A 13,431-nucleotide genomic window follows, 5' to 3' on the forward strand; every position below is an offset into this window, starting at 1 on the left:
GACGGTCCCGCGGACAGTTCGAACGATTTCACGGTCGATCCCTCCGGTCGTGGATGGGTCGAACGCGTCGTCGCGCCCGAATTTTCACGTCGGCGAACCGATAACGTTTACACCCTTCTGGGTCTCGATTTCGCATATGAGAGAGATCGTGCTCCTGATCGGCGGCGGCGGCCGCGAACACGCGATCGCCCGCTCGCTGGCGGACAGCGAGGTCGACCTCTACGCCTGCGCGGGCAACCGCAACCCGGGTATCGCGCGCCTGGCGTCGGGGTTCGAGACGCTCGAGACGACCGAGCCGGAGGCAGTCGTCGAGTACGCCGAGTCGATCGACGCGACGATCGCCGTCGTCGGGCCCGAAGCACCGCTGGCGGCGGGGGTCGTCGACGAACTCGAGGCAGCGGGCATCTACGCGTTCGGTCCCAAACGAGCGGACGCGCGGATCGAGACGGACAAGGCCTTCCAGCGCCGATTCATGGCCGAGCACGGGATTCCGGGCTGCCCGGACTTCGAGACGTTCGACCACCCGGAGGCCGCCTGCGAGTTCATCGACGAGTACGAGGGCGAGCTGGCGATAAAGCCCGCGGGCCTCACCGGCGGCAAGGGCGTGAAGGTCATCGGCGACCAGGTCACCGCCGAAGAGGGGAAAGCGTATATCCGCGAGTCCGAATACGACCGGATCGTTCTCGAAGAGCGCCTGATCGGCGAGGAGTTCACCGTCCAGGCGTTCGTCGCCAACGGCGCCGTTCGAACGGCGCCGGCCGTCCAGGACCACAAGCGAGCCTTCGAGGGCGACGAGGGTCCGAACACGGGCGGCATGGGCAGCTACTCCGACGCGACCCGCGAGCTCCCGTTCATGACCGGGGACGATTACGAGCGGGCCGTCGAGATCGTCGAGGCGACCGTCGAAGCGCTGGACGGCTACAAGGGAATCCTCTACGGCCAGTTCATGCTCACCGCCGACGGCCCCAAGGTGATCGAGTTCAACGCTCGCTTCGGCGATCCGGAGGCGATGAACACCCTCCCCACCCTCGAGACGGAATTCCTCGACGTCCTGGTCGCTGCCCGTGACGGTGAACCGCTCCCCGAACTGTCGTTCGCCGAACGGGCGACGGTGTGTAAGTACGCCGTACCCGAAGGGTACCCGACGGAGCCCGAGGCGGGTGCGAAGGTGCAGGTCGACGAGGAGAGCGCCGGAGACGCCCTGTTGTTTTACGCGAGCGTCGACGAACGAGACGACGGCATTTACACGACGACCTCCCGATCGTTCGCGCTCGTTGGGGTCGCCGACACGATCTCGAAGGCCGAAACGATCGCCGAGGACGCCCTCACGGTTGCCGGCGAGGAGGGGCTGCACGTCCGCCACGACATCGGCAAGCCCGCCCTCGTCCAGCGACGGATCGACCACATGGCCGAGCTCCGTGGCGACTGAGTCGATCGCGCGGAGCGAACGCGGTCGGACGTTCTCCCCCTCGACCACCCGGACGGTGGATCGGTTTCTTGTAGTCACCGACCGAACGGACGGACAGTGACGACCGACGATACGTCGAACGCGGACGGGACGGGACCGACGCCCTCGAGCGAGGACGCGTCCAGACACGATCGCGTCCGCACGCACCCGACGCCGGGTGCCGGTAACTCCCTCGCTCACTGGACGAGCGCGCGCAACCCGCTTCGCGTCGCGATCAACTACGTGGTCGTCTGGCTGGTCCGCATCTCGCCCAGCTTACGGCTCAAGCGGTGGCTCCTCCGACGCATCGGCGTCACCGTCGGCGAGGGCGTCTCCTGGGGACTCGAGGCCACGCCGGACGTCTTCTGGCCCGATCTTATTACGGTCCGCGATCACGCGATCGTCGGCTACGACGCGACCGTTCTCTGTCACGAGTTCTTGCAGGACGAGTATCGAACCGGCGAGGTCGTGGTGGGCGAGCGAGCGATGATCGGCGCCGGCGCGATCGTCCTTCCCGGCGTAGAAATCGGCCCCGACGCGAGCGTGGCGGCGAACTCGCTGGTGACCGAGGACGTTCCACCCGGCGAGACCGTCGCCGGGGTGCCGGCCCGACCCATGAACTCGGCGGCGATGCGTGTCGATGACGCCGAGGAGCCGGCGGGCAACACGGCGGGAACGGAAGACGTCCGGACGGGGTCGTCGGACGAGCCGACCGACGACGGACCGTCCGAGGCGAACGTCCGGGACGCGAGCGGAGATCGTCGGCGCGAAGTCGACGGCGGCGAGGAGGCGTCGGATGCGGGTTCGCCCGACGGTGGGCGGTAGTCTCGGTGGGACCGGTTACAGCGACGACCAGGACTTTCGCGCCCGGTTCCAGGACGTGAGGTCGGCGATCCAGCGGGCGGCGATCATCTTCTTCAACTGTTTGGCCGGGAAGCCGCCGAAGGTGTCGAACGGGAGCATCTTCACGTCGTGAGCGACGGCCTTCTCACCGACGGAGACGACCGTTCCCTTGTCGTCGAACTCCCAGGTTTTGAGCGGACGACCGTCGATGGCGCGGACGATGTTCTCGCTGACGACCTCCGCCGCCTGCCAGGCCGCCTGCGCGGTCGGCGGGGCGGGCTGGTCGCCCTGGTCGACGATGGCGGAGTCGCCGATGGCGAACACGCGCTCGTCCGACGTCCGGAACGTGGCCTCGGCCTCCACGCGATTGTGCTGGTTGTCGAGGTCGGTGCCGTCGAGTGCCGCCTGTCCCGTGATGCCGCCGGTCCAGATCAGGACGTCGTACCCGAGGGGGTCGCCCTCGTCGAAGTGGATGGCGTCCGACTCGGCTTCGGTGATCGGATCGTCCGTGTGAATGCGCACGCCCGCCTCCTCGAGGAGTTCCCGCAGCGCCCCCTGTATCGACGGATCGTTCCCAGGGAAGATCTCGTCGAGGGCCTCGACGAGGTGGATCTCTATCGGCGCGCGGTGGTGGTCGCGGAACTCGGCGATCTCGCCTGCCGTCTGGATGCCCGAGAGGCCGGCGCCGCCGACGACGACCTGCGCCGGCTCGCCGCGCGTCGCCTCCCGACTCGCCGTCTTGACCGCCTCGTGGATTTCGAGGGCGTCGTCGAGACCCTTCAGCGTGTAGGAATGGTCGTCGAGTCCGGGGATGCCGTAGAAGGCGGTCCGGCTCCCGAGGGCGACGAGCAGGTAGTCGTACGAGATCCCCTCGCTGTCCTCGAGTTCGACGAGTCGCTCCTCGGTATCGACGCCGACGACCCGATCCTGGAGGAACTCGGTCCCGTCGTTCCTGATCGCGTCGACCGGGACGGATATGTCGGAGCGGACGTCCGGATCCCGCACGACGCGGTGGGCTTCGTGGAGGACGAGGTGGTAGTTGGTTTCGTTGACCCACGTCAGGTCGACGTCGGAGGGAAGCGACGATTGAAGCGATTTGATCGCCCCGGCACCGGCGTATCCGGCCCCAAGCACGACTACATCTGTACTCATACCAGGGATTCGGGATAGCTCCAATACAAAGGTGTTGAAACCCGCATCGGCGTGCGCGAGGTTCTCACGGTAACGGAAATTCCGGGACAGGCGACCCCGGTGGGTGCGCACTTTCCGGGACAGGCGACCCCGGCGCGTGGGCACATTCCGGGACCGGTGGCCCTTGAGGGGAGACGCGTGCGGTCGAGCGATCGGCCCGGACCCTAGAGGATTCGTTTGCCGAACGCGCTCGCGACCAGTTCGGCGGCGAGCTCCGCCGTCTCGTTCGACTCGTCGAGGATCGGGTTCACTTCCACGACGTCCATTGATCGGAGCGAGCGGGCGGACCTGTCGTGATCGGCCACCGTCTCGAGCGCCGAGTGCGCCTCGCGATAGGTCACGCCGCCGCGGACGGGCGTACCGACGCCGGGTGCCGCGGAGGGGTCCAACCAGTCGAGGTCGAGGCTCACGTGTAAGCCGTCCGTTCCGTCCGTCGCGACGGCCAGGGCGTCCTCGACGACGGCCGTGATGCCGCGCTCGTCGATGTCGGCCATCGTGAACGCGGTCATGTCGCTCTCGCGGATGGGGTCCCGCTCGCCGTCGTCGATGCTTCGGAGCCCGACGTACGCGACGGACTCCTCGCGAAGGCCCGGAGCCTCCGCCCAGGACCGATCGGCGAAGTAGCCCCGGCCGAGCGCGGCCGCGAGCGGCATCCCGTGGACGTTCCCGCTGGGGGACGTCGACGGCGTGTTGAGGTCCGCGTGCGCGTCGAACCAGATCACGCCGAGGTCCGCCCCCCGAGCGGCGCCGTTCATCGTTCCGACGGCGATGGAGTGGTCGCCGCCGAGCACCAGCGGAAACGCGTCCTCGTCGAGCGTCGTCGCGACGCGATCGCCGAGGGTCTCACAGACCTCCCGCACCTCCGCGAGGAACTTCGCCGATCCGTTCTCGAGGTCGTTCGCGTCGGGATCTCGTTCCTCCGCGCGCGGAACGAAGAGATCGCCGTCGTCTTCGACGTCGACGCCGGCCTCGGCGAGGGTGTTCGCGAGCCCGGCGTACCGGATCGCCGAGGGGCCCATGTCGACGCCGCGTCGGTTCGCCCCGTGGTCCATCGGCGCGCCGATGATTCGAACGGTTTTGCTCACGAGCGTCGATTCGTGGAACCGTCTGTTAACCTTGCTGGATCCGACTTCGTCGACGGTCCGAGGCCGACGGCGCCCCGTTCGTCGCCAGTTGAGCCGCGCCAGCTCGACAGCGATACCTTTAGTGTTAGACGCCTCTAAGTTCGACCGAATGATGCTCAGCGACGTCATGGAGGACTACCTCAAGGCGATCTACCAGCTCCAGCGGGGACGGGAGGACCGCATTCGCACCTCCGAGATCGCCGAGGAACTCGACGTGACGTCGCCGACGGTCACCAGCATGGTCGAGAAGCTCGAGGAGCGCGGACTCGTCGACCGCGAGAAGTACAACGGGGTGATGCTCACCGAGGAAGGTGAGACCGTCGCGTTGGAAGTGATCCGTCACCACCGGCTCCTCGAAGCGTACCTCGCGGAGCACCTCGACTACGACTGGGCGGAGGTCCACGAAGAGGCCGACCGACTCGAACATCACATCAGCGAGAACTTCGAAGCCCGCCTCGCCGACGCGCTCGGCGATCCCGAGGTGGACCCGCACGGGTCACCGATTCCCAGCGCGGACCTCGAACCACCGCTGACGCCGACGGGCGAGGCCGTCTCGGCGTTCGAGGAGGGCGACTGCGTGGTCGTCGAGGAGGTCGCCGACGACGATCCGGAGGTGCTCTCGTACCTGGCCGACCACGGCGTCGAGCCGGGAGTCGAACTCGAAATCGTCGAGGTCGCGCCGTTCGGGATGGTGACCGCCAGACCGGACGACGCCGACGACGCGGTCTCCCTGCCGGATCGGATCGCCGAGCAGGTCCGCGTCGCGGCGGCCGTCGAGCCGGATTGTTGAACGAGCGGCTTGCGACGGCGACACGGATCGACGGTGATGGATCGGCAGCGACACGGATCGACGGTGACTCGGATCGACGGCGACACGGATCGACGGCGACACGGATCGACGGTGATGGATCGATGATGACGAATCGACGGCGACTCGGATCCGTGCGCCCGTGATTGGCAACACAATCTTTTTGTTTAGAACCATCTAATCCACGGCGTGATGACCGAATTCCGAGATGCCGGCCGAGGTGCATCGCGGCGATGAGCGACGAACCGCCGTATTTGGATCGCTGGCCCGGGTGGGCTCTCGCGATCGGGCCGGTCGTCATCATCGGACTGGTGGCGGTCCTGCTGTACTTCGCGTGGCCGTTCGGCGATCTCGACGGGATGGCGGACGCGAGCACCCTCGAGATCCTGTGGGTGCTGACGATCGCCGGCGCGACCGCCGGAATCGTCCCCGTGACGATCGGGATGCTCTGGTTCCCCTACATCAAGCGCCTGGACGTGCGGTTCGTGCACGGGTTCATCGCTCTCGGGGCGGGGGTGCTGGCGTTTATCGCCGTCGAGATGGCCGAAGAGATGGTCGACTACGCGGGAGCGGTCGAGAGCGCGTCGGTCGGCCTCGGAGTCGGCGTGGCCGCCGTGACGATCACGTTCGGGCTCATGTACGCACTCAGCAAGTGGCGAGCATCCACGGCGGCGAGCGCCGAGAAGAGCGGCCTGCAGATCGCCTACCTCGTGGCGATCGCGCTCGGACTCCACAGCATCGGGGAGGGGCTGGCCATCGGCGTGAGTCTGATCAACGAACAGGCGACCCTCGTGATGCTCCTGGTCATCGGATTCGTTATCCACAACGTCCTCGAGGGATTGACGTGCGTCGCCGCGATGGCGAGAGATCACGCGCCGCCGAAGATGAGACACTTCGCCGCGATCGCGCTTCTGGCGGGCGGACCGGTCATCGTCGGGGGTTGGATCGGGAGCCTCGGCGAGTCGTCGTTGCTCGCACTGATCTTCTTCGCGATCGCCGTCGGCGCGATCCTCCAGGCGATCGTCGAGATGGTCGACCTCGTCCGGATCGACGCCGAAAAACTGGTGACCCGAACCACCGCCGGGACGTTCGTCGCCGGGTTCTTCCTCATGTTCCTCCTCGAGGACGTGATCGTCGAGGGCTACATCGTCCCCGGCTGACGGGCCACGCCACCGACCGGTCGTCGTCCCGACCGCGGCCCCAGGAATCTTCGCGAGGAGGCTCGCGAACGCAGAATCGTCCACGTCGGGCCGTTGACCACCGGTTTTAAGGAAATACATTCCGAACGTTCCTGTATGTCATCGATCGAACTCACCCCGAGTCAGAAGAAAATTCTCCGGGCTCTCACCAATCTCCACGCCGACTCCGAGGACGCGATCAAGGGCGAAGACATCGCTCAGCAGGTCGACCGCAATCCCGGCACGATCCGCAACCAGATGCAGAGCCTGAAGGCTCTCCAATTGGTCGAGGGCGTTCCGGGCCCGAAAGGCGGTTACAAGCCGACCGCCCAGGCCTACGAAGCCCTCGGCGTCCAGCAGCTGGACGAACCGGCCTCCGTCCCGCTCGCCGTCGACGGCGAGGTCGTCGAGGGCGTCCTCGTCGAGGAGATCGACCTCTCGTCTGTCCACCACCCGGACCTCTGCCGGGCGGAGATCCACCTCCAGGGCCCGATCGGCGACGTCGGCGAGGACGATCTCGTCCGCGTCGGCCCGACGCCGCTGTCGAAACTCGTCGTCGAGGGGACGGTCGACGGGAAAGACGACACGAACAACATCCTCATCCTCCGAATCGAGGATATGGTGGCCCCCGCCGAAGAACCCGAACACTGACCGACCACGCGACGTTCGCTCTTCGCCCGGCGCCGTTCCGACCGATCGAACCCCGCCGCGAATAGGGAGCGAGGGGCGGGAATTACTCCCCGGCGGCGTCGCCGTCTCTCTCAGCGCCCCCGCTCGATCCGTCTCCGGTCGATTCTACGCTCGCGCCCGATCCGTCCTCGACCGGTTCGTCCGTCGGCTCCGATCCGTCCTCGACCGGTTCGTCCGTCGGCTCCGATCCATCCTCGACCGTTTCGTCCGTCGGCTCCGATCCGTCCTCGTCCGTTGCGTCGGACGGCCCCGATCCGTTCTCGATCGGTTGTTCGCTCTGCACCGATCCATTCTCGGCCGCATCGACGGTCGCTCCGTCCGCAGTCGACTCCCCGATTTCGGCGGGGATCACGTCGACGCTCGCCACGGCGTCGCCCGACTCGACGTCCATGACCGTGACGCCCATCGTGTTTCGACCGACGGTCGAGATCTCGCCGGCTCTCGTTCGCATGATCTGCCCGCGTTCGCTCATCGCCACGAGGTGGTCGTCGGGCGTCACCGCTTTGACGGCCGTGACCGGGCCGTTGCGATCGTTCGTCTTGATGTCGATCAGCCCCTTCCCGTAGCGCGACTGGGTTCGGTACTCGGAGAGCAGGGTGCGCTTGCCGTAGCCGTTCTCGGTCACGGTGAGCAGCGCGCGATCGTCCGCGCCGTCGGTCGCGACCAGGCCGGCGACCGCGTCGTCGGTCGCGAGTTTGATGCCGTTGACGCCGCGGGCGGTGCGCCCCATCGCGCGAGCTTCGGACTCGTCGAATCGGATGGTCATCCCCTGCTCGGTCGCGACGACGAGGTCCTGCGTCCCGTCGGTGACCTCGACGTCGACGAGTTCGTCACCCGCTTCGAGCGAGGCGGCGATGATGCCCGTCGAGAGGATGTTGTCGAACTCGCCCCCGGCCGTCCGCTTGACGTAGCCGTCGCGCGTCACCATCGTGACGTACTCGTCCTCGCCGAACGCGTCGGTGTCGACGATCGCGGTGATGTCCTCGCCCGGATCCAGGTCGAGGATATTCACCGCCGACTTCCCGCGGGCCGTCCGGCTCATCTCCGGGATCTCGTAGGTCTTCAGCCGGTAGACCTGTCCCTGGTTGGTAAAGCACAGGAGGTAGTCGTGGGTGTTGGCCCTGAAGACCGTCGTCACGCGATCGTCCTCCTTGACGTCCGCGCCGATGATACCCTTCCCGCCGCGTCCCTGGGGATCGAACCGGTCGACGGGCATCCGCTTGACGTAATCGTCCTCGGTCATGACGACCAGGACGTCCTCTTCCGGGATGAGGTCCTCGTGGGTGACCGTGCCCTCGTCCTCGACGATCGAGGTGCGCCGATCGTCCGCGTACTCGTCTCTGATTTCGAGTAACTCGTCTTTGATGACGCCCATCAGCTTTTCGTCGCTCTCGAGAACCGACGTCAGGTACTCGATCTCCTCGAGGACGTCCTCGTACTCGGCTTCGATCTCGGCGGCTTCCATGGAGGTGAGGCTGCCGAGTTGCATCCGGACGATGTGTTGGGCCTGCGCCTCGGAGAAACCGAACTCCGTCTCGAGACCCGTCTTCGCGGCGTCGCGGTCTTCGGAGTTGCGGATAAGGTCGACGACGTCGTCGATGATATCGAGGGCCTTCAGACGGCCCTCGAGGATGTGTGCGCGATCTTCGGCCTCGGCGAGGTCGTGCTCGCTGCGTCGGCGAACGACCTCGCGGCGGTGGGCGACGTACTCCTCGAGGGTCTCCTTGAGGGTGAGCACCCGGGGCTGGCCGTCGACCAGCGCGAGGTTGATGACGCCGAAGGTTCGCTCGAGGTGGTTCTCGAGCAGGCGGTTCTTCACGACTTCCGTGTTCGCACCGCGTTTGAGCTCGATGACGACGCGGACCCCGTCGCGGTCCGACTCGTCCCGGAGGTCTGAGATGCCCTCGAGCTCACCTTCGGTGACGTCGTCGGCGATCCGTTCGACCATCCGCGCCTTGTTCTGCTGGAACGGGACTTCGGTGACGACGATCCGGTCGCGGCCGTTGTCCATCTCCTCGACGTCGAACTCGGCGCGCACGCGGATTCGCCCGCGGCCGGTCTTGTACGCCGAGTAGATGGCGTCCCGACCGACGATGTTCGCGCCGGTCGGGAAGTCCGGCCCTTTCACGTGCTCCATCAGGTCCTCGACGGTGGCGTCGGGATTCTCGATGAGCTCGACGGTCGCGTCGATCACCTCGCCGAGGTTGTGCGGCGGGATGTTCGTCGACATGCCGACCGCGATCCCCGAGGAACCGTTCACCAGCAGGTTCGGAAAGGCCGACGGAAGAACCGACGGCTCCTGCAGCCGGTCGTCGTAGTTCGACTGGAAATCGACGGTGTCCTTCTCGATGTCGGTGAGCAACTCCTGGGCGATGGGGGCCATCCTGGCCTCCGTGTACCGCATGGCGGCCGGCGGATCGCCGTCCATCGAGCCGAAGTTCCCCTGACCGTCGACCAGCGGGTACCGCATCGAGAAGTCCTGGGCCATCCGCACGAGGGCGTCGTAGATGGCGCTGTCACCGTGGGGATGGTAGTCACCCATCGTCTCCCCGATGATCGAGGAGGACTTCCGGTGGGACGAGCCGCTCGTGACGCCCATCTCGTGCATCGCGTAGAGGATGCGTCGGTGGACGGGCTTCAAGCCGTCCCGGACGTCGGGAAGCGCGCGCCCGGCGATGACGCTCATCGCGTAGTCGATGTAGCTCTGCTCCATCTCGTCTTCGATGCGGACGGTCTCGACCGTCCGGGCCTCTACGTCGCTCGGATCTGGAACCTCTGAACTCACGTCTGTCTCACCTCGTTGTCTGCTCGCTCGCGTCGATCCATCAGATGTCGACCCACTCGGCTTCCGGCGCGTGTTCTTTGATGAACTGCTTTCGCGGCTCGACCGCGTCGCCCATCAGCACCGAGAACATCCGGTCGGCGGCCGCCGCGTCCTCGATCGCGATCTGCTTGAGGATGCGGTTTTCGGGGTCCATGGTCGTGTCCCAGAGCTGCTGGGGGTTCATCTCGCCGAGTCCTTTGAACCGCTGGACCTGCGACGGGTTGCCGTCGCACTTCTCGGCGACGATCTCGTCGCGTTCGGCGTCGGTCATCGCGTCGAAGGTGTCGCCGCGGTACCGGATCCGGTACAGCGGCGGCTGGGTGGCGAAGACGTGTCCGCCCTCCAGCAGCGGACGCATGTGTCGGTAAAAGAACGTGAGCAACAGCGTCCGGATGTGTGCGCCGTCGACGTCGGCGTCCGTCGCCATGACGACCTTCTCGTACCGGAGATCGTCGATGTCGAACTCGTCGCCGATGCCGGTCCCGATCGCGGTGATCATGTTGCGGATCTCGTCGTTCTCGAGGATGCGATCGAGTCGGTGTTTCTCGACGTTGAGGACCTTCCCGCGGATCGGAAGGACGGCCTGGAACTCCGGGTTCCGCGCCTGTTTGGCGCTACCGCCCGCGGAGTCTCCCTCGGCGATGAACAGCTCGGCTTCCTCGGGGTCTTTGGTCTGACAGTCCGCCAGCTTTCCCGGCAGCGACGTCGAGTCGAGCGCCGACTTGCGCCGCGTCAGTTCCTCCGCCTTTTTGGCGGCCTTGCGCGCCTTGGCCGCCTCCACCGCCTTCAGAACGATCGCCTGTGCGGTGTTCGGGTTCTCCTCGAAGTAGGTCGCGAGACCGCCGTGCATCGCGCTCTCGACGATTCCACGGACCTCGCTGTTGCCGAGTTTCGTCTTGGTCTGGCCCTCGAACTGGGGGTCCGGGTGCTTGACGGAGATCACCGCGGTGAGTCCCTCGCGGATGTCCTCGCCCTTGAGGTTCTCCTCGAGATCCGAGAGGAGATCGTTCTCCTTTCCGTAGTCGTTGACCACGCGCGTCAGCGCGGTCTTGAACCCCGTCAGGTGCGTCCCGCCTTCGCGCGTGTTGATGTTGTTGGCGAATGCGTGAATCGAGCCCTGGAGCTCCTCCGTAGCCTGGAGGGCCACCTCGACGTGGACGTCTTCCTCCTCGTCCTCGAAGTAGATGACGTCCCGGTGTAGCGCGGAGCGCGTCTCGTTGATGTACTCGACGAACTCGCGGATTCCGCCCTCGTACTCGTAGGTTTCCGCGATCGGTCGGCCATCGTCGTCCTCCTGACGCTCGTCGCGGAGGGTGATCCGCACGCCCGAGTTGAGAAACGCGAGTTCGCGGAGACGACTCGAGAGCGTGGCGAACGCGTACTCGAGCGTCTCGAAGATTTCGTCGTCCGGCCAGAAGCGAATGCGGGTGCCGGTTTCCTCCTCCGACTCCATGTCCCGTACGCGCTCCATGTCGCCGTCCGGCTCGCCGCGATCGAAGGCGTGGCGGAACACCCCGCCGTCCCGCTTTACCTCCACCTCGAGGCGCTCGGAGAGGGCGTTGACGACGGAGACGCCCACGCCGTGCAAGCCACCCGAGACCTGGTAGGACTTGCTATCGAACTTGCCCCCCGCGTGCAGCACCGTCAGGATCACCTCGAGCGCCGGTCGATCGTACTCTTCGTGGGTATCGACGGGAATGCCGCGCCCGTCGTCGACGACGCTCACCGACTCGTCCCCGTGGATCGTGACGGTGATGTCCTCGCAGTAGCCCGCGAGCGCCTCGTCGATCGAGTTGTCCACCACTTCGTAGACGAGGTGGTGGAGCCCGCGGGAGTCGACGGAACCGATGTACATCGCCGGCCGCTTGCGCACGGCCTCCAGCCCCTCGAGGACCTGGATCTGGCCGGCACCGTACTCACCTTCCTGTGACATGCAAAACCTGCCTTCGGATAGCAGTTGACCCCTAATAAAAGTCACGTGTGCGCGCTCGCGCGCGAGTCGCCGAACTCCCCCACGGATCGGCGTCGGGTGTCCCGTCGGACGCCGCCTTCCCGTTCGCGAGAGATCACTTTCACCGCGCTGCCGGTGACGTTTTATGGGCCCCCACGTAACGGACTCCGTAATGACGTCGTTCCAGTCGTCACTCGGCGAAGAGGCCGGGATCGCAGAGGAGCTGGCCGAGAGCCAGCGTGCGATCTCGATCGCCGAGTTCTTCGAGAAGAACAAGCACATGCTCGGCTTCGACAGCGGGGCTCGGGGCCTGGTGACGGCCGTGAAGGAGGCCGTCGACAACGCCCTTGACGCCGCCGAAGAGGCGAGCATCCTCCCCGACATCTACGTCGAGATACGAGAGGAGGGCAATTACTACCGCCTGATAGTCGAGGACAACGGGCCGGGGATCACCAAGGATTCGCTCCCGAAAGTATTCGGAAAGCTGTTGTACGGATCGCGCTTTCACGTCCGCGAGCAGAACCGCGGCCAGCAGGGGATCGGTATCTCGGCCGCGGTGCTCTACTCCCAGCTCACCAGCGGGAAGCCCGCCAAGATAACGAGCCGAACACAGGGCTCCGCCGACGCGCAGTACTTCGAGCTGATCATCGACACCGACGATAACGAGCCCGAGATCAGCGTCGATCGGACGACCACCTGGGATCGCCCGCACGGAACGCGCATCGAACTCGAGATGGAGGCGAACATGCGCGCGCGGGCCCAACTTCACGACTACATCAAACACACGGCGGTCGTCAATCCACACGCCCGCATCGAACTCAAAGAGCCCCAGGAACACTTCAAGTTCGAGCGGGCGACGGACCAGCTACCCGAAGAGACCGAAGAGATCCGTCCGCACCCCCACGGGGTCGAACTCGGGACGGTCCTGAAGATGCTGTCGGCGACGGACTCACACTCCGTCTCCGGCTTCCTCCAGAACGAGTTTACTCGCGTGGGGAAGAAAACCGCCGAGTCCGTGATCGACGAGTTCCGGGACCGACACTACGGCCGAGAGATGACCTGGTCGTCACCGGTCGCGGGCGAAGACGCCGACGTTGGGGCCGCGGTGACCGAGGCGACGGCGAACAAGGGTGCCACGGCGACCGACGACTTCTCGACGCGGATCGAGGAGGCGATCGGCGAACGCGAGCGCGTCGCTCACCACCAGGTCGAACGGATCGTCGACGAGTCGGCCGACGCCGTCGAGGCCGAACACGAGACTCCCTTCGGGGCGACGGTTCGCGAGAACGCCGTCGCGGCCGCCTGGAGCGAACTCGTCGACGTCGCCGCACTGGACGACGAAACGGAGGCGGCGGAGACGGGGATCGACGACTCC

At 66.1% G+C, this 13,431-nt stretch carries 10 protein-coding genes; 6 read left to right on the forward strand and 4 right to left on the reverse strand.

Features of this window, described 5'->3' with window-relative positions; genetic code table 11:
- Positions 1 to 136: 136 nt before the first annotated feature.
- Both purD and QZT59_RS03630 read left to right on the forward strand, forming a co-directional pair.
- A complete protein-coding gene (gene purD, locus QZT59_RS03625; protein ID WP_290811443.1) occupies positions 137 to 1,429 on the forward strand; it encodes a phosphoribosylamine--glycine ligase in 1,293 nt (430 codons plus the stop codon).
- 96 nt (positions 1,430 to 1,525) lie between these two features.
- On the forward strand, positions 1,526 to 2,272 hold the full coding sequence (locus QZT59_RS03630; RefSeq protein WP_290811446.1) for a DapH/DapD/GlmU-related protein: 747 nt from the start codon (positions 1,526 to 1,528) through the stop codon (positions 2,270 to 2,272).
- A gap of 15 nt (positions 2,273 to 2,287) precedes the next feature.
- On the opposite strand, the gene QZT59_RS03635 is transcribed toward QZT59_RS03630, so the two are convergent.
- Together QZT59_RS03635 and rocF are read right to left on the reverse strand one after the other, a co-directional pair.
- Positions 2,288 to 3,442, reverse strand: a complete 1,155-nt coding sequence (locus tag QZT59_RS03635) for an NAD(P)/FAD-dependent oxidoreductase (RefSeq protein ID WP_290811449.1) — start codon at positions 3,440 to 3,442, stop codon at positions 2,288 to 2,290.
- A 203-nt stretch (positions 3,443 to 3,645) separates the two neighbouring features.
- Positions 3,646 to 4,566: an arginase gene (gene rocF, locus QZT59_RS03640; RefSeq protein ID WP_290811452.1), complete on the reverse strand. Its 921-nt coding sequence runs from the start codon at positions 4,564 to 4,566 to the stop codon at positions 3,646 to 3,648.
- 148 nt (positions 4,567 to 4,714) lie between these two features.
- Between rocF and QZT59_RS03645 the strand changes: the two genes are divergently transcribed.
- From QZT59_RS03645 to QZT59_RS03655, 3 genes are all read left to right on the forward strand, one after another.
- Entirely contained in the window at positions 4,715 to 5,395 is a 681-nt protein-coding gene (locus QZT59_RS03645) for a metal-dependent transcriptional regulator (RefSeq protein WP_290811455.1), read from the forward strand.
- A gap of 251 nt (positions 5,396 to 5,646) precedes the next feature.
- Positions 5,647 to 6,573, forward strand: a complete 927-nt coding sequence (locus QZT59_RS03650) for a ZIP family metal transporter (protein ID WP_290811458.1) — start codon at positions 5,647 to 5,649, stop codon at positions 6,571 to 6,573.
- Positions 6,574 to 6,708: 135 nt separating this feature from the next.
- Positions 6,709 to 7,242: an Rrf2 family transcriptional regulator gene (locus QZT59_RS03655; RefSeq protein WP_290811461.1), complete on the forward strand. Its 534-nt coding sequence runs from the start codon at positions 6,709 to 6,711 to the stop codon at positions 7,240 to 7,242.
- Positions 7,243 to 7,324: 82 nt separating this feature from the next.
- Here the strand turns inward: QZT59_RS03655 and gyrA are convergent, their stop codons facing one another.
- Both gyrA and gyrB read right to left on the reverse strand, forming a co-directional pair.
- The gene (gene gyrA, locus QZT59_RS03660; RefSeq protein ID WP_290811464.1) at positions 7,325 to 10,066 is read right to left on the reverse strand and encodes a DNA gyrase subunit A; all 2,742 of its coding nucleotides are present in this window, start codon (positions 10,064 to 10,066) and stop codon (positions 7,325 to 7,327) included.
- A gap of 40 nt (positions 10,067 to 10,106) precedes the next feature.
- Entirely contained in the window at positions 10,107 to 12,038 is a 1,932-nt protein-coding gene (gyrB, locus tag QZT59_RS03665) for a DNA topoisomerase (ATP-hydrolyzing) subunit B (protein WP_290811467.1), read from the reverse strand.
- A gap of 190 nt (positions 12,039 to 12,228) precedes the next feature.
- Between gyrB and QZT59_RS03670 the strand changes: the two genes are divergently transcribed.
- The coding region (locus tag QZT59_RS03670) for a DNA topoisomerase VI subunit B (protein ID WP_290811470.1) at positions 12,229 to 13,431 on the forward strand (1,203 nt) is incomplete at its 3' end.

This window comes from Halovivax sp. (genome assembly GCA_007119345.1).
Classification (GTDB): Archaea; Halobacteriota; Halobacteria; order Halobacteriales; family Natrialbaceae; genus Halovivax.

Excerpts from the sequence above, each read along its gene's own strand:
- purD (WP_290811443.1), top strand. The coding sequence starts at position 137 with ATGAGAGAGATCGTGCTCCTGATCGGCGGCGGCGGCCGCGAACACGCG.
- QZT59_RS03635 (WP_290811449.1), bottom strand. The coding sequence starts at position 3,442 with ATGAGTACAGATGTAGTCGTGCTTGGGGCCGGATACGCCGGTGCCGGG.
- QZT59_RS03645 (WP_290811455.1), top strand. The coding sequence starts at position 4,715 with ATGATGCTCAGCGACGTCATGGAGGACTACCTCAAGGCGATCTACCAG.
- QZT59_RS03650 (WP_290811458.1), top strand. The coding sequence starts at position 5,647 with ATGAGCGACGAACCGCCGTATTTGGATCGCTGGCCCGGGTGGGCTCTC.
- QZT59_RS03655 (WP_290811461.1), top strand. The coding sequence starts at position 6,709 with ATGTCATCGATCGAACTCACCCCGAGTCAGAAGAAAATTCTCCGGGCT.
- gyrB (WP_290811467.1), bottom strand. The coding sequence starts at position 12,038 with ATGTCACAGGAAGGTGAGTACGGTGCCGGCCAGATCCAGGTCCTCGAG.